The organism is Limimaricola litoreus (assembly GCF_024159025.1).
GTDB classification, from domain to species: domain Bacteria; phylum Pseudomonadota; class Alphaproteobacteria; order Rhodobacterales; family Rhodobacteraceae; genus Limimaricola; species Limimaricola litoreus.
The window spans coordinates 22,744-37,959 of sequence record NZ_JAMYXC010000037.1 but is presented as its reverse complement, the minus strand read 5'-3'; the positions used below and the strand labels follow the sequence as shown (position 1 = coordinate 37,959).

At 67.7% G+C, this 15,216-nt stretch carries 18 protein-coding genes; 15 read left to right on the top strand and 3 right to left on the bottom strand.

Features of this window, described 5'->3' with window-relative positions; all coding sequences use genetic code 11:
• Window positions 1-316 (top strand): D-galactarate dehydratase (locus tag NHG85_RS03080; RefSeq protein WP_253329718.1); only part of this gene is annotated, 316 nt, incomplete at its 5' end.
• A 57-nt stretch (window positions 317-373) separates the two neighbouring features.
• Here the strand turns inward: NHG85_RS03080 and glmS are convergent.
• Together glmS and glmU are read right to left on the bottom strand one after the other, a co-directional pair.
• Window positions 374-2,194 carry a glutamine--fructose-6-phosphate transaminase (isomerizing) gene (glmS, locus tag NHG85_RS03075; protein WP_253329716.1) on the bottom strand — a complete coding sequence of 607 codons (1,821 nt, stop codon included), beginning with the start codon at window positions 2,192-2,194 and terminating at the stop codon, window positions 374-376.
• A gap of 1 nt (window position 2,195) precedes the next feature.
• Complete coding sequence (glmU, locus tag NHG85_RS03070; RefSeq protein WP_253329714.1) at window positions 2,196-3,548, bottom strand: bifunctional UDP-N-acetylglucosamine diphosphorylase/glucosamine-1-phosphate N-acetyltransferase GlmU; 1,353 nt, start codon at window positions 3,546-3,548, stop codon at window positions 2,196-2,198.
• Window positions 3,549-3,662: 114 nt separating this feature from the next.
• On the opposite strand from glmU, the gene NHG85_RS03065 reads away from it, so the two are divergent.
• Window positions 3,663-4,322, top strand: a complete 660-nt coding sequence (locus NHG85_RS03065; protein WP_253329712.1) for an HAD-IA family hydrolase — start codon at window positions 3,663-3,665, stop codon at window positions 4,320-4,322.
• Between the two features lie 36 nt (window positions 4,323-4,358).
• Here the strand turns inward: NHG85_RS03065 and NHG85_RS03060 are convergent, their stop codons facing one another.
• A complete protein-coding gene (locus tag NHG85_RS03060; protein ID WP_253329710.1) occupies window positions 4,359-4,826 on the bottom strand; it encodes a CreA family protein in 468 nt (155 codons plus the stop codon).
• 95 nt (window positions 4,827-4,921) lie between these two features.
• Between NHG85_RS03060 and NHG85_RS03055 the strand changes: the two genes are divergently transcribed.
• The 13 genes from NHG85_RS03055 to nuoG all read left to right on the top strand — a co-directional run bounded on the left by NHG85_RS03055 (window position 4,922) and on the right by nuoG (window position 15,214).
• A complete protein-coding gene (locus NHG85_RS03055; RefSeq protein ID WP_253329708.1) occupies window positions 4,922-5,329 on the top strand; it encodes a DUF1622 domain-containing protein in 408 nt (135 codons plus the stop codon).
• Between the two features lie 120 nt (window positions 5,330-5,449).
• Window positions 5,450-5,815, top strand: a complete 366-nt coding sequence (locus tag NHG85_RS03050) for an NADH-quinone oxidoreductase subunit A (protein WP_253329706.1) — start codon at window positions 5,450-5,452, stop codon at window positions 5,813-5,815.
• Window positions 5,815-6,339 carry a NuoB/complex I 20 kDa subunit family protein gene (locus NHG85_RS03045; RefSeq protein ID WP_099274199.1) on the top strand — a complete coding sequence of 175 codons (525 nt, stop codon included), beginning with the start codon at window positions 5,815-5,817 and terminating at the stop codon, window positions 6,337-6,339. Before NHG85_RS03050 ends, NHG85_RS03045 begins: the two co-directional genes overlap by 1 nt.
• A 52-nt stretch (window positions 6,340-6,391) precedes the next feature.
• Window positions 6,392-7,009: an NADH-quinone oxidoreductase subunit C gene (locus NHG85_RS03040; RefSeq protein ID WP_253329703.1), complete on the top strand. Its 618-nt coding sequence runs from the start codon at window positions 6,392-6,394 to the stop codon at window positions 7,007-7,009.
• A gap of 3 nt (window positions 7,010-7,012) precedes the next feature.
• Window positions 7,013-8,239: an NADH-quinone oxidoreductase subunit D gene (locus NHG85_RS03035; RefSeq protein WP_253329701.1), complete on the top strand. Its 1,227-nt coding sequence runs from the start codon at window positions 7,013-7,015 to the stop codon at window positions 8,237-8,239.
• 72 nt (window positions 8,240-8,311) lie between these two features.
• A complete protein-coding gene (locus tag NHG85_RS03030; protein ID WP_253329699.1) occupies window positions 8,312-8,644 on the top strand; it encodes a hypothetical protein in 333 nt (110 codons plus the stop codon).
• Between the two features lie 69 nt (window positions 8,645-8,713).
• Complete coding sequence (nuoE, locus tag NHG85_RS03025) at window positions 8,714-9,790, top strand: NADH-quinone oxidoreductase subunit NuoE (RefSeq protein ID WP_253329697.1); 1,077 nt, start codon at window positions 8,714-8,716, stop codon at window positions 9,788-9,790.
• A gap of 133 nt (window positions 9,791-9,923) precedes the next feature.
• Entirely contained in the window at window positions 9,924-10,691 is a 768-nt protein-coding gene (locus NHG85_RS03020) for a helix-hairpin-helix domain-containing protein (protein WP_253329695.1), read from the top strand.
• Window positions 10,688-10,891: a DUF5337 domain-containing protein gene (locus NHG85_RS03015; protein WP_253329693.1), complete on the top strand. Its 204-nt coding sequence runs from the start codon at window positions 10,688-10,690 to the stop codon at window positions 10,889-10,891. Before NHG85_RS03020 ends, NHG85_RS03015 begins: the two co-directional genes overlap by 4 nt.
• A gap of 4 nt (window positions 10,892-10,895) precedes the next feature.
• On the top strand, window positions 10,896-12,185 hold the full coding sequence (gene nuoF / locus NHG85_RS03010) for an NADH-quinone oxidoreductase subunit NuoF (protein WP_253329691.1): 1,290 nt from the start codon (window positions 10,896-10,898) through the stop codon (window positions 12,183-12,185).
• Window positions 12,182-12,451, top strand: coding sequence for a putative antibiotic biosynthesis monooxygenase (locus tag NHG85_RS03005; RefSeq protein WP_253329689.1), 270 nt, complete (start codon window positions 12,182-12,184; stop codon window positions 12,449-12,451). The genes nuoF and NHG85_RS03005 overlap by 4 nt, the downstream gene beginning before the upstream one ends.
• Before the next feature lie 139 nt (window positions 12,452-12,590).
• On the top strand, window positions 12,591-13,001 hold the full coding sequence (locus NHG85_RS03000) for a DUF5333 domain-containing protein (RefSeq protein WP_253329687.1): 411 nt from the start codon (window positions 12,591-12,593) through the stop codon (window positions 12,999-13,001).
• 188 nt (window positions 13,002-13,189) lie between these two features.
• The gene (gene nuoG / locus NHG85_RS02995) at window positions 13,190-15,214 is read left to right on the top strand and encodes an NADH-quinone oxidoreductase subunit NuoG (RefSeq protein WP_253329686.1); all 2,025 of its coding nucleotides are present in this window, start codon (window positions 13,190-13,192) and stop codon (window positions 15,212-15,214) included.
• Window positions 15,215-15,216 lie beyond the last annotated feature (2 nt).

Sequence of the window (15,216 nt, the reverse complement as noted above, 5' to 3'; positions counted from 1 at the left end):
CGAGGCGCTCGACACCACCACGCCCGAGCAGCGCGCCGCGGCCACCACCGCGCCGAAGCCCGCCGGTGAGCAGGCACTGGGCACCACGGTGGCCTCGCTGGGCTCTCCCGCCGATCCGGGGCTGTGGATCGAGACGCCGCTGGTGAGCAGCGTGACGCAGGGCCGGGTCGAGGCGGCGAACGGCAAGTCGGTCAAGCTGGAGCTGCGCCCCTCGGGCGGGGCGGCCGGGTCGGGCAGCGAGATCAGCCTGCCGGCGATGCGGCTTCTCGAAGTGCCGCTGACCGATCTGCCGGAGCTGACGGTCTATCGCGGCTGAACGAGCCGCGCAGTCCGGGAAGCGTGAAAGGGGGGCATGGCGCCCCCCTTTGCCGTGTCACTCGACGGTGACGGATTTTGCAAGGTTGCGGGGCTGGTCGACGTCGGTGCCCTTGGCCACCGCCGTGTGATAGGCCAGCAGCTGCGCCGGAACCGCATAGAGGATCGGCGCCCAGAGCGGGTCGATCTCGGGCAGGGTGATGACCTCCCAAGTGCCGTCGCCCGCGATCCGTGCGCCCTTGGTGTCGGTGATCAGCAGCACCTTGCCGCCGCGCGCCATCACCTCCTGCATGTTCGATACGGTCTTGTCGAACAGCTCGTCATGCGGTGCCATGACGATCACCGGCACATGCTCGTCCACCAGCGCGATGGGGCCGTGCTTGAGCTCGCCCGATGCATAAGCTTCGGCGTGGATGTAGCTGATTTCCTTGAGCTTCAGCGCGCCTTCGAGAGCGAGGGGGTACATCCGGCCCCGGCCGAGAAACAGGATGTCGCGCGCCTCCGCGAGGCCGCGCGAAACGCGCTGGCATTCGGCCTCGATGCTCAGCCCCTGATCGATCAGCCCGGGCAGAGCGCGCAGGCCCTGCAGATGCGCAGCCAGCGTCGCCTCGTCGATCGTGCCGCGCTGGCGGGCAGCTTCCAGCGCCAGCGCGCCGAGCACGAGAAGCTGGCAGGTGAAAGCCTTGGTCGAGGCGACGCCAATCTCGGCACCCGCGAGGATTGGCAGGGCGATATCGCTGTCGCGGGCGATCGAGCTTTCGGTGACGTTGACCACCGAGAGGATCTGCGCGCCCTGGCCCTTGGCATAGCGCAATGCGGCCAGCGTGTCGGCGGTCTCGCCCGACTGGCTGACGAAGAGCGCGGCCGACCGGGCGGGCATGGGCGGTTCGCGGTAGCGGAACTCCGAGGCGACGTCGATCTCGACCGGAAGGCGCGCGACCTGCTCGAACCAGTATTTCGCGACGTTGCAGGCGTAGAAGGCGGTGCCGCAGGCAACCAGCGTCAGCCGGTCGATGGCGGTGAAGTCGATGCACGGCTCGGGCAGGGCAATCCGGCCCTCGGGCGTCAGGTAATGCCCCAATGCGGCAGCCAGCACCCGCGGCTGCTCGGCGATCTCCTTGGCCATGAAGTGCTTGTGCCCGGCCTTGTCGACCTGCGCCGCGGCCTGGGCGATGCGCTTTTCGGGGCGGGTGACCTCGCGGCCCTGTGCGTCGAAGATCACCACGCCCGCGCGGGTCACCTCGGCGCGGTCGCCCTCGTCGAGATAGGTGATGCGGTCGGTCAGGTTGCCGAGCGCGATGGCGTCCGAGCCCACGAACATCTCGCCCTCGCCATGGCCGATGGCCAGCGGGCTGCCCTTGCGCGCGGCGATCAGCAGATCAGGCTCGTCCTCGAACAGGAAGCACAGCGCATAGGCACCCTCGAGCTTGGCGATGGTCGCGGCGGCGGCCTCGCGCGGGGGCATCTGCTGGTCGAGGTAAAGCTGGCAGAGCAGCGCCACCGTCTCGGTGTCGGTGTCGGTGCTGGTGCCGATGCCCCGGGCGGAGAGTTCCTCGCGCAGTTCGCGGTAGTTCTCGATGATGCCGTTGTGGACCACGGCGACGCGCGCGCCCGCATGCGGATGCGCATTGGCCTCGGTCGGCGCGCCATGGGTGGCCCAGCGGGTGTGGCCGATGCCCGAATGGCCGCGCAGCGGCTCGTGCACCAGCTTGTCGGAGAGGTTCACCAGCTTGCCCACCGCGCGGCGACGGCCCAAGCGACCCTCGTCGAGCGTGGCGATGCCGGCGCTGTCATAGCCGCGATATTCGAGCCGGCCGAGTGCCTCGACCAGAAGCGGAGCCGCCTCGTGTGTGCCCAATACGCCTACGATTCCACACATTTCAGTTATCCTTGGTCTTGGCGGCCTTGGCGGCGCGCAGCTTGTCGAAGAAGCGGGTCGCGAAACCCGGCTTGTTGGTCTGTTTCGCCCGGCCCACGGCCATGTCGCCCGCGGGCACATTGTGGGTCACAACCGTGCCCGTGGCCGTCATCGCGCCGTCGCCGAGCGTCACCGGCGCCACCAGCATGGTGTTGGACCCGATGAACACGTCGCGGCCCACCGTGGTGCGGTGCTTGAACACGCCGTCGTAGTTGCAGGTGATCGTGCCGGCGCCGACGTTGGTGCCCGCGCCGATGTCGGCGTCGCCCAGATAGGTCAGGTGGTTCACCTTGGCACCGGTGCCGACCTGCGCGTTCTTGATCTCCACGAAATTGCCGACATGCACCTCCTCGGCCAGCTCAGCGCCGGGGCGCAGCCGGACGAAGGGGCCGACTGTGGCGCCGCGGCTGACGTGACAGCCTTCGAGGTGGGAGAAGGCGCGGATCTTCGCGCCGCTCTCGATCGTGACGCCGGGGCCGAAGACGACATTGGGCTCGATCACCGTGTCGCGGCCCACCACCGTGTCGCGTGCGAAGGTGACGGTCTCGGGCGCGAGCAGGGTGACGCCGTCTTCCATGAGCTCGCGGCGAATGCGCGCCTGGAACGCGGCTTCGGCAGAGGCCAGCTCGGCGCGGGTATTGATCCCCAGCGTTTCGGCCTCGTCGCAGCGCACCACCTCGGCCGAAAGTCCCGCCTCGCGGGCCAGACCCACGATGTCGGTCAGGTAATATTCGCCCGAGGCGTTGTCATTGGTCACCCGGTCGAGCAGGCCGAACAGCGTGTCGCGATCCGCGGCGATGACGCCGGAGTTGCACAGGGTGATGGCACGGGTGGCCTCATCGGCATCCTTGAACTCGACGATCCGCTCGAGGCTGTCGCCCGTCGTCACCAGTCGGCCATAGCGACCCGGATCGGCGGCCTCGAAGCCGAGCACGACAACATCGGCCCGCGACCGGGCAGCGAGCATCGCCTCCAGCGTCTCGGGCTGAATGAAGGGCGTGTCGCCGTAGAGCACGATCACGTCGCCATCGAAGCCCTGCAGCGCTTCGCGCGCCTGCTGCACGGCATGGCCGGTGCCATCCTGGCTTTCCTGTCGCACGGTGACAATGCCATCGTCGAAGCGGCCTGCGGCGCGCTCGACCGCCTCGGCCCCGTGCCCGGCGACGACGATCAACCGCTCGGGCTCCAGCGCCATTCCGGCGGCCATCGCGTGGTGCAAAAGCGGCGACTGGCCGATCTCGTGCAGGACCTTCGGCAGGTCCGAGTTCATCCGCGTGCCCTGGCCCGCGGCCAAAACGATCAGTGCCGTGCCCATGTCTGCCTCTCTTGTTGCTTGATCCGACTTCTACTAGCCGCATCTTGGGGCACAAGCCCGCGCGTCCGGCGCGCCGATCAATTACCACTACGCATCGTTACAAGGGAGCCGCCCATGCGCGCCGTGATCTTCGACCTCGACGGCACCCTCGCCGAGACCAGCGGCGACCTGATCGCCGCCGCCAACCGCTGCTTTGCCGATCTTGGCCTCGGCCCGCTGCTCGATCCGCGCGAGGATGCCGCCACCGCGATGCACGGCGCGCGGGCCATGCTGCGGCTGGGCCTGAGCCGGGTGGGCGAGGTCGAGGAGGCCGAGGTCGACCGGCAGTACCCAAAGCTGCTGGCCTATTACGAGGACGAGATCGACCGCCATTCGACGCTGTTCCCCGGCGCTATGGAGGCGATCGCGGAGCTGAAGGCGCTGGGCCACCCGGTGGCGATATGCACCAACAAGCCCGAGGCCCTGGCCGAGAAGCTTCTGGCCCGGCTCGGCGTGCGCGAGCATTTCGTCTGCCTCGTGGGGGCCGATACGCTGAAGATGCGCAAGCCCGACCCCGAATGCCTGCGCGAAACCGTGCGACGCGCCGGCGGCGATCCGGCGTATTCCGTGCTGGTGGGCGACACCGAGACCGACCGCATCACCGCGCGGGCGGCGGGGGTGCCGTCGATCCTCGTGCGCTTCGGCCCCAATGGTCACCGTACCGCCGATCTGCACCCCGAGGCGCTGATCGGGCATTACGACGAGCTGGTGGCGGCGGTGCGGGCGTTGGGCTGACAGCCCCGGCACCTCAAGCCCGCGTTCCGGCCTGCGTTACCGCGCGGCGTTCGTGTCGTAGAGCGGAATGGTCGAGAGCGACATCTTGGCCGAGCCCTGCGTCAGCTCGCTGCCATGGGCGAGATAGATCAGTACCTGGTTGGCCTCGTCGTAGATGCGGCTGATGCGGATCGTCTTGAGGATGATCGAACGGCTTTCGCGGAACACGGATTCGCCATCGCGCGAACGGTCGATGTCGCCGAGCGTGATCGGCCCGGTCTGGCGGCAGTCGATCGAGGCGTTCGACGGGTCCTCGAACCAGTTGCCCTGGCTCAGCCGATCGATGACCGAGCGTTCGAAATAGGCGATGTGGCAGGTCACGCCTTCGACCTTGGGGTCGGGAATCGCCTCGACGATCACGTCGTTGCCGACCCAGTCGACGCCGACCTTGCCGACCACCTCGGCATTCGAAGCTGCGGGGAGAAGGGCGAGGGCGAGCGCGGGCAGGCGGAATAGATGTTTCATGCGCGGCCAACGCAGCGCGAAGGCGGGGGTTCCCGGGATTGACCGCAAGGCCGCGCGGCCCAGTATTGCGGACCAGCAAGAAGGAGATTGTGACGATGGGCTCCATTTGGGATGTCGGGAGCGAAGGCGGCGTGTTGCACGACCACCTGGGCCTGCTGGTCGAGGGGCTCGAATGGATCGCGGCGATCATCGACCTCTTCGCCATCGCGCTCTTGCTGATCGGCGCGCTGCGCTTCATCGTCGGTGTGGTCCGGGCCGAGACGCGGGGCGACGATACGGCGCGGGTGCAGGGCATGAACCGCGAGCGGATCGAGCTGGGCCGCTACATCCTCGCGGGGCTGGAGCTGTTCATCGTGTCCGACATCATCCACACCGCGCTCAGCCTCGCCTTCGCGGATCTGGTGTTCCTCGGGCTTCTGGTGATCATCCGCTCGCTCATCTCCTTCTTCCTCGACCGCGAGCTGGAGCAGGTGAAGCACGAATTGCGCGGCAACGCGGGCTGAGCACGGGGGCCGCCGCGCGCATTGGGCGCAGGTCGGGGCACCAAGGCTCGGTTGACCCTTCCCCGACCGGCGTTTATGGATCGCGCAACGACCGACAGCTCCCGCGCGAAAGGACCCGACGTGGAACTGCTTCTTGCGGAATACCTTCCGATCCTGATCTTCCTCGGCCTGGCCATCGGCCTGGGCGCCATCCTGATCCTTGCCGCCGTGGTGCTGGCCGTGCGCAGGCCCGACCCCGAGAAGGTCTCGGCCTATGAATGCGGCTTCAACGCCTTCGACGACGCGCGGATGAAGTTCGACGTGCGGTTCTACCTCGTCGCGATCCTGTTCATCATCTTCGATCTCGAAGTGGCCTTCCTCTTTCCCTGGGCCGTGGCCTTCGGCGAGGTGTCGATGATGGCCTTCTGGTCGATGATGGTGTTCCTCGGCGTGCTGACCATCGGTTTCGCCTATGAATGGAAGAAGGGAGCTCTCGAATGGGAGTGATGACCGGCGCCAACACGGCGGGGGCCGACCGCGAGGTCGCCACGCAGAACCTCAACCGCGAGTTGACCGACAAGGGCTTCCTCGTCACCTCGACCGCGGACATGATCAACTGGGCCCGCACCGGCAGCCTGCACTGGATGACCTTCGGTCTGGCCTGCTGCGCCGTCGAGATGATGCATTCCTCGATGCCGCGCTATGATCTCGAGCGCTTCGGCACCGCGCCGCGCGCCTCCCCGCGTCAGTCCGACCTGATGATCGTCGCCGGCACGCTGACCAACAAGATGGCCCCGGCGCTGCGCAAGGTCTATGACCAGATGCCCGAGCCGCGCTACGTGATCTCGATGGGCTCCTGCGCCAATGGCGGCGGCTACTACCACTACAGCTACTCGGTGGTGCGCGGCTGCGACCGGATCGTGCCGGTGGACGTCTATGTTCCGGGCTGCCCGCCGACGGCCGAGGCGCTGCTCTACGGAATCCTTCAGCTTCAGCGCAAGATCCGCCGCACCGGCACGATCGTCCGCTGACACCCCGCGGGCCTTTGCGCCCGCCAAGACCATATTTTTCGGGGGAATCGCCATGAGCGAGGCACTGAACGACCTAGGCGCGCATCTCGAATCCAAGCGCCCCGACTGCGTGACCGGCTGGGAGGTCGCCTTCGGCGAGCTCACCGTCACCATCACGCCCGACGCGATCCCCGGCGTGGTCGAGCTTCTCAAGACCGATCCGACCTGCCGCTTCTCGACGCTGATCGACATCACGGCGGTGGACTATCCCGGGCGCGAGAAGCGCTTCGACGTGGTCTATCACTTCCTGTCGATGTACCAGAACCAGCGCATCCGCCTGCGCGCCGAGGTGCGCGAGGACGAGATGGTGCCCTCGATCATCGAGCTGCACCCCTCGGCCAACTGGTTCGAGCGCGAGGTGTTCGACATGTTCGGCATCATCTTCACCGGCCACCCGGATCTGCGCCGCATCCTCACCGATTACGGATTCCGCGGCTTTCCGCTGCGCAAGGACTTCCCGACCACGGGCTACACCGAAGTGCGCTTCGACGAGGTGCAAAAGCGGGTGGTCTACGAGCCCGTGAAGCTCGTGCAGGAATACCGGCAGTTCGATTTCATGAGCCCCTGGGAAGGGGCGCAATACGTGCTTCCCGGCGACGACAAGGCCGGCGACGCGGGCGCGAAGGGGTAAGCCATGGACGGCACGACCATCAACGCCAAAGGCTTCGAGGACACGAAGACCGGCGAGCAGAAGATCCGCAACTTCAACATCAACTTCGGGCCGCAGCACCCGGCGGCGCACGGCGTGCTGCGCCTCGTGCTCGAGCTCGACGGCGAGATCGTCGAGCGCTGCGATCCGCATATCGGCCTGCTGCACCGCGGCACCGAGAAGCTGATGGAAAGCCGCACCTACCTGCAGAACCTGCCCTATTTCGACCGGCTCGACTACGTGGCGCCGATGAACCAGGAGCATGCCTGGTGTCTGGCCATCGAGCGGCTCACCGGGACCGAGGTGCCGCGCCGCGCCTCGCTGATCCGGGTGCTCTACTCCGAGATCGGCCGCATCCTGTCGCATCTTCTGAACGTCACCACGCAGGCAATGGACGTGGGCGCGCTCACCCCGCCGCTGTGGGGCTTCGAGGAGCGCGAGAAGCTCATGGTGTTCTACGAGCGGGCCTCGGGCGCGCGGCTGCACGCGGCCTATTTCCGGCCCGGCGGCGTGCATCAGGATCTGCCGCCCGAGCTGCTCGACGATATCGAGAGCTGGTCGCACGAGTTTCCCAACGTGCTCGACGACATCGACGGGCTTTTGACCGAGAACCGGATCTTCAAGCAGCGCAACGCCGACATCGGCGTGGTGAGCGAGCAGGAGATCCAGGACTGGGGATTCTCGGGCGTCATGGTGCGCGGCTCGGGCCTCGCCTGGGACCTGCGCCGCGCGCAGCCCTACGAGTGCTACGACGAGTTCGACTTCCAGATCCCGGTCGGCAAGAACGGCGATTGCTACGACCGCTACCTCGTGCGGATGGCCGAAATGCGCGAGAGCGTGAAGATCATCCGGCAGGCGATCGACAAGCTGCGGGCCGAGCCGGGCGACATCCTTGCCCGCGGCAAGGTCACGCCGCCGACGCGTCCGGACATGAAGACCTCGATGGAAGCGCTGATCCATCACTTCAAGCTCTACACCGAGGGCTTCCACGTGCCCGCGGGCGAGGTCTATGCCGCCGTCGAGGCGCCCAAGGGCGAATTCGGCGTCTATCTCGTGGCCGATGGCTCCAACAAGCCCTACCGCGCCAAGCTGCGCGCGCCGGGTTACCTGCACCTGCAGGCGATGGACCACGTGGCCTCGGGCCACCAGCTGGCGGATGTGGCGGCGATCATCGGCACCATGGACATCGTGTTCGGCGAGGTCGACCGCTGAGGGCGGAGACGGGATAACCGGCCGGTGGACCACCGGCCCGAGACAGGACGGGGACGTTCCAGGATGACGGCGATGCGGATGACGGTGGCTCTTTTGGGGCTCGGGGTGCTCGGAGCCTGCACGGCAGGGGCGCAGATCGGCAACCTCGGGGCGCAGGGACGCGTCGGCTCCGTGGCCAGCGCCTCCGCGCCCGCCGCGGCGCCGCTTGCGCCGGCCGACCGGCTGGTCGCCGCGATCGAGGCGCAGGGCTGCGCCATCACCTCCGACAATGTGGCGCAAGTGCTGCTCAAGGCCAATCTGACCCAGCAGCAGCTCCTGGAGCTCGGGCCCCAGCTGACCGCGCAGGGCCGCGCCGAGGTCACCGATGACGGCACCATCCGGGTGCTGACCGCGAACTGCATCTGAGGGCCACGACCCTCCTGACATGATCCGCGCCGCCCGAAGGGGAGGCGCCCAGAATACCGGAACGAGCGAATGCTGCGCAGACTTCACCCCGAACAGCCCGAGAGCTTCGCCTTCACCCCGGCCAACCAGGCCTGGGCCGAGGCGCAGATCACGAAGTATCCCGAGGGGCGGCAGGCCAGCGCCATCATCCCGCTGCTGTGGCGCGCCCAGGAGCAGGAAGGCTGGCTCTCGCGCCCCGCGATCGAAGAGGTCGCGCGGATGCTCGATCTCGCCTATATCCGGGCACTCGAGGTCGCGACCTTCTACTTCATGTTCCAGCTGCAGCCGGTGGGCTCGGTCGCGCATATCCAGGTCTGCGGTACGCTGTCTTGCATGCTGTGCGGCTCCGAAGACCTGATGAAGGTCTGTCAGGAGAAGATCGCCAAGAAGCCGCACGAGCTTTCGGCGGACGGGCGGTTTTCCTGGGAGGAGGTCGAGTGTCTCGGCGCCTGCGCCAACGCACCGATGGCCCAGATCGGCAAGGATTACTACGAAGATCTGACCACCGAGCGCCTGTCCGAGATCATCGACGAGATGGCGGCGGGCAAGGTGCCGGTGCCCGGCCCGCAGAACGGCCGTTACACCTCCGAGCCGCTCGACAACCTGACCTCTCTGGCCGAAGGGGCCGAGGACCGCGATCCGCACAACGCCTCGGTGGCGTTGGCGGTGAAGCTGGGCGACACGATCAAGCGGATCGACGGCACGGAAGAGCCGCTGCGCACCCCGTGGCAGCGCCAGGACGACCACGAGGTCGAGACGCCGCTCGATCCCAAGGAGCCCGAGCCCGCGCATGACCGTCCGGCGGACGCCTCGGGCGTCACCGAGCAGGAGGCCCCGGCATCGAGCGCGGCCAAGCCCGTGTCCGCCGATTTCCCCGCCGAGGAGCCGCAGAACGCCATCGATGGCGAGGAGGCCCCCGAGGGTGGCGAGCCGGTGGCACCCTCGGGCGAAGCCGCGCCCGCGACGGACGCGAATGACACGACCGAGGGCAAGACCGGTGCCGCGGATCCGGTCGCTCCGGGCGGCGTCTACAACGCGCCCCGCACCCAGGAGCCCGGCGATCCGGCCAAGGACGACAAGTCGTCGAAGCGGCCGAAAGACAAGTGATGCTGGGATCGGCGATCGGAGACGAACGGCGAGGACGCGGGCCTGCATGGCCCGCGCATCCGTTTGATTCGGCGTCGATCCGTCCTATGACGAGGGGTGGGGCGATCCGCCCCGGCCACCCGGAGGACGCGGCATGAACAACTGTCGGACCATCACCATCGGCGTCGCCGCTCTTGCGGGCGTCGCCTTGTGGATCGTGCTGGCGCTCGGCACGCGAGGCTGGTTCTCATCGCTGCTGATCGCGGCGCTGCTGGCGGCGGCCGGGGCGCTGATCGTGCTGGCGCTGGTCTGCCCGGGCATGGAGGCCGAGGCGGTCGACGAGCCGGAAACGCCGGAGCGGCAGAAACCGGTGACCCGACCCGATACGGCCACACCTGTTGATGCCGCCATCGCGGATGCCGGCGGCCGCGAGGCCGAAAGTGTCGAAGCGCCTGCGAAGGATGAGACGCGGCTGAACGATACTGCGGTGCTCGACGATGACACGGATGCGACGTCCGCCGACGAGGCGGACGTCGCCTCGGGTGATGACGCGGGCGATGACAAGGACACCTCCGGGGATCTGGGCGACGAGGTCGCGCGGACCGAAAAGCTCGACCGGGCCGCGTCGCGCCCCGAGACCGTTTCGCCCGAGATGCCCGATGGCGTTGCCGCCGGTCTGCGCGAGACGCCCGAATTGCTCGACGCCCCGCGCGGCGAGGCCGATGATCTCAAGCGCCTGCGCGGCGTGGGCCCCAAGCTCGAGGACCAGCTCAACCGGCTCGGCGTCTGGCATCTGTCGCAGATCGCCTCGTGGTCCGAGGGCGAGGCGGCTTGGATCGACGATCATCTCGAAGGCTTCAAGGGCCGCATCCTGCGCGACGACTGGATCGGGCAGGCCAGAGAGCTGACGGGCAAGGCATGAGCGGCGCCGCGGGACGCAGGGCGGCGCTGGTGCTTGCCGGGACGGGCGTGTTCTGGATGATCACGGTGTTTGCGGGCAACGCGCTCGATCTGCCGATGCGCTGGCGCGGATTGTTCGACCTGATGGCCCTTGCCGGGTTCGTCATGGGTCTGTGGATGACATATCAAACCTGGCGCGCGCGCCGGGACGACGAAAGGTGAGCCGATGCTCAAGGATCAGGACCGCATTTTCACCAACATCTACGGGATGCACGACCGCACGCTGAAGGGCGCGCGGGCGCGCGGCCATTGGGATGGCACCGGCGACATCATCAAGAAGGGCCGCGACTGGATCGTCGAGCAGATGAAGGCCTCTGGCCTGCGCGGCCGCGGCGGGGCGGGCTTCCCGACCGGCCTGAAGTGGTCCTTCATGCCCAAGGAAAGCGACGGGCGGCCCGCCTATCTCGTCGTCAACGCCGACGAATCCGAACCGGGCACCTGCAAGGATCGGGAGATCATGCGCCACGATCCGCATACGCTGATCGAGGGCTGCCTGATCGCCTCCTTCGCGATGAACGCCCATGCGAGCTACATCTACCTGCGCGGCGAATACATCCGCGAGCGCGAGGCGCTGCAGGCCGCGATCGACGAATGCTACGACGCGGGGCTTCTGGGCCGCAATGCGGCCGGGTCGGGCTGGGATTTCGATCTCTACCTGCATCACGGCGCCGGGGCCTATATCTGCGGCGAGGAAACCGCGCTGCTCGAATCGCTCGAAGGCAAGAAGGGCATGCCGCGCATGAAGCCGCCCTTCCCGGCGGGCGCGGGCCTCTATGGCTGCCCGACCACGGTGAACAACGTCGAATCCATCGCCGTCGCGCCGACGATCCTGCGGCGCGGGCCCGAGTGGTTCGCGGGCTTCGGCCGTCCGAACAACACCGGCACCAAGCTGTTTGCCATCTCGGGCCACGTCAACAAGCCCTGCGTGGTGGAGGAGGAGATGTCGATCTCCTTCAAGGAGCTGATCGACAAGCATTGCGGCGGCATCCGCGGCGGTTGGAAGAACCTCAAGGGGGTGATTCCGGGCGGCTCCTCGGTGCCCGTCCTGCGCGCCGAGACCATGGAAGACGCGATCATGGATTTCGACTGGCTGCGCGAGCAGCGCTCGGGCCTCGGCACCGCCGCCGTCATCGTGATGGACCAGTCGACCGACATGGTGAAGGCGATCTGGCGGCTGTCGAAGTTCTACAAGCATGAAAGCTGCGGTCAGTGCACGCCGTGCCGCGAGGGCACCGGCTGGATGATGCGGGTGCTGGAGCGGATGGTGCACGGCGACGCGGCGGTCGAGGAGATCGAGATGCTGCTCGACGTGACCAAGCAGGTCGAGGGCCACACGATCTGCGCGCTGGGTGACGCCGCCGCCTGGCCGATCCAGGGACTGATCCGCAACTTCCGCGACGAGATCGAGGACCGGATCAAGGGTCGCGGCGTCGCTGCAACCATCGCCGCGCAATGAGCTGGCGCGATCAGGCGCTGAAGAATTTCGGCGTCTGGCTCGCGGTCTACCCGGCGGTCCTGGTGTCGAGCTACCTGTTCTCGTGGCTCGCGCCGGGGGTGCCGATCTGGTTGGAAATCCTGATCTCCACCGCCTTCACCGTGCCGCTGATCTCCTATGTCGCGGTGCCGTGGGTCGAAAAGCGGCTTGCCCATGCCAAGGGCGAAACCGCCGCCGAGCTGAAGCACGAGGAGGCCGAGCAGGCCGAGGGCGGAAACCGGGATTGAGCTGGCGGCGATCCGCCGCGGGACACCGCCTCTCCACAGCGTGATATTGAATATCGGCGCCGTGGGGCCAAGGTCTCTCCCAGAAGCGCCGGAGCGGTGGCACGAGCAGCCGCAACCGGCCCGACCGGAGAGACCATTCATGACGATCCCCCATATCGCGCGCACCGCCGCGCTGATCCTCGGCTTCACCATCGCCGCCGGTGCGACCGCGGCGCTGCCCGCGCTGCGCGACAACGCCAAGATCCGCGAGGGGCTGATCTCGACCGCCATCGCCTATGAGATCGGTCGCAAGTGCGACGAGCTCGACGCGCGGTGGTTCACCGGGATCAGCTATCTCAACTCGCTCAGGAGCCATGCCTTCGAACTTGGCTACAGCCGGGCGCAGGTTTCGGCCTTCATCGATGACAAGGCCGAAAAGGACAGGCTCGAAGCCGAGGCCCGCGCGCGTCTGCGTCAGAAGGGCGGGGTCGAGGGCGACTGGGCGACCTATTGCGCCGTGGGCCGGGCCGAGATCGCGGCGGGCAGCCAGATCGGCGCGCTTTTGAAGTGAGCCCTCGGGGCGCGATAGGGAGGGCTGCGCGCGCATGCCGCGGCCCTTTTGCCCTTCACGGCCCGAATTTTCCCCGATCCGGCACGTGGATGCGTCTGGCATCACCGGGCGAGCCGCGCTAGAACCCCCCTCGATCGCAGCCCCCAGCCGGGGGCATGCGTCCGACGCGAGGAAAGGGGCGGCCTGCCATGTCCGATTTGCGCAAAGTCAGCATCGACGGAAAGGTCATCGAAGTGCCGGGGGCGATGACGCTCATCCAGGCCTGCGAGACCGCGGGGATCGAAATTCCCCGTTTCTGCTATCACGAGAGGCTGACCATCGCCGGCAATTGCCGCATGTGTCTCGTCGAGGTCGTGGGCGGCCCGCCGAAACCGGCGGCCTCCTGCGCCATGCAGGTCAAGGATCTGCGTCCCGGACCCGAGGGCGCGCCGCCGCAGGTCAAGACCAACTCGCCGATGGTCAAGAAGGCCCGCGAGGGGGTGATGGAGTTCCTGCTCATCAACCACCCGCTCGATTGCCCGATCTGCGACCAGGGCGGCGAATGCGACCTGCAGGACCAGGCCATGGCCTACGGCGTCGATTTCTCGCGCTTCCGCGAGCCCAAGCGCGCGACCGAGGATCTCGATCTCGGGCCGCTGGTCGAGACCCACATGACGCGCTGCATCTCCTGCACCCGTTGCGTGCGCTTCACCACCGAGGTGGCGGGCATCTCCCAGATGGGCCAGACCGGGCGCGGCGAGGATGCGGAGATCACCTCCTATCTCGGCCAGACGCTCGATTCGAACCTGCAGGGCAACATCATTGACCTGTGCCCCGTGGGCGCGCTGGTCTCCAAGCCCTATGCCTTCAACGCCCGCCCCTGGGAGCTGACCAAGACCGAGACAATCGACGTGATGGATGCTCTGGGGTCTTCGATCCGGGTCGACACCAAGGGCCGCAAGGTCATGCGCATCCTGCCGCGCAACCATGACGGCACCAACGAGGAATGGCTGTCGGACAAGGCGCGCTTCGTCTGGGACGGTCTCTCGCGCCAGCGGCTCGACACGCCCTATATCCGCGAGAACGGCAAGCTGCGCCGGGCCGAATGGCCCGAGGCGCTCGCCGCCGCCGCCGCCGCGATGAAGGGCAGGAAGATCGTGGGTCTCGTGGGCGATCTCGCCCCGACCGAGGCCGCCTTCGCGCTCAAGCAGTTGATCGAGGGGCAGGGTGGCGTCGTCGAATGCCGCACGGATGGCGCAAAGCTGCCGAGCGGTAACCGCTCGGCCTATGTCGGCACCGCGAAGGTCGAGGATCTCGACACCGCGAAGCATATCATGCTGATCGGCACCAATCCCGCCGTCGAGGCGCCGGTGCTCAACGCACGGATCCGCAAGGCCTGGCTCGCCGGCGCCAATGTCGGCCATGTCGGCGCGCCTGCCGATCTGACCTATGACGCGCAGCACGTAGGGACGGGTCGCAAGGCGCTCTCCGATCTGCTCGGCCACGATTTCGGCGCCGTGCTCGACGAGCCTTCGGTCGTCGTGGTGGGGCAGGGCGCGCTGACCGGCGCCGATGGCGAGGCGGTTCTCGCCCATGCTATGGAGCTGGCCAACCGCACCGAGAGCAAGCTTCTGGTGCTGCATTCGGCGGCCTCCCGCGTCGGCGCGATGGACGTGGGCGCCACCCATGAGGGCGGCGTCGAGGCGGCGCTCGATGGGGCCGAGGTGATCTACAACATGGGCGCCGACGAGATCGCGCTGCCCTCGGGCGCCTTCGTGATCTACCAGGGCAGCCACGGCGACCGGGGCGCGCACCGCGCGGATCTGATCCTGCCGGCGGCGGCCTGGGTCGAGGAGCAGGGGCTCTTCGTCAACACCGAGGGCCGTCCGCAGCTGGCTCTGCGCGCGGGCTTCGCGCCGGGGCAGGCCAAGGAGAACTGGGCCATCCTGCGTGCGCTCTCGGCGGAGTTGGACGCGGTGCAGCCCTGGAACAGCCTGGCGCAGCTGCGCCAGAAGCTGGTCGAGGCGCATCCGCATCTGGCGCGGATCGACGAGGTGGCCGAGAACGAGTGGCAGCCGCTGGAGCTGGGATCGCTCGACGAGAGCTTGGGCGATTTCGAAAGCATCGTGGCCGAGCATTATCTCACCAACCCCGTCGCCCGCGCCAGCGAGCTGATGGGCGAGCTTGCGGGCAAGGCCCGCGCACGTCGGCAGCAAAAGATCGCGGCCGAGTGAGA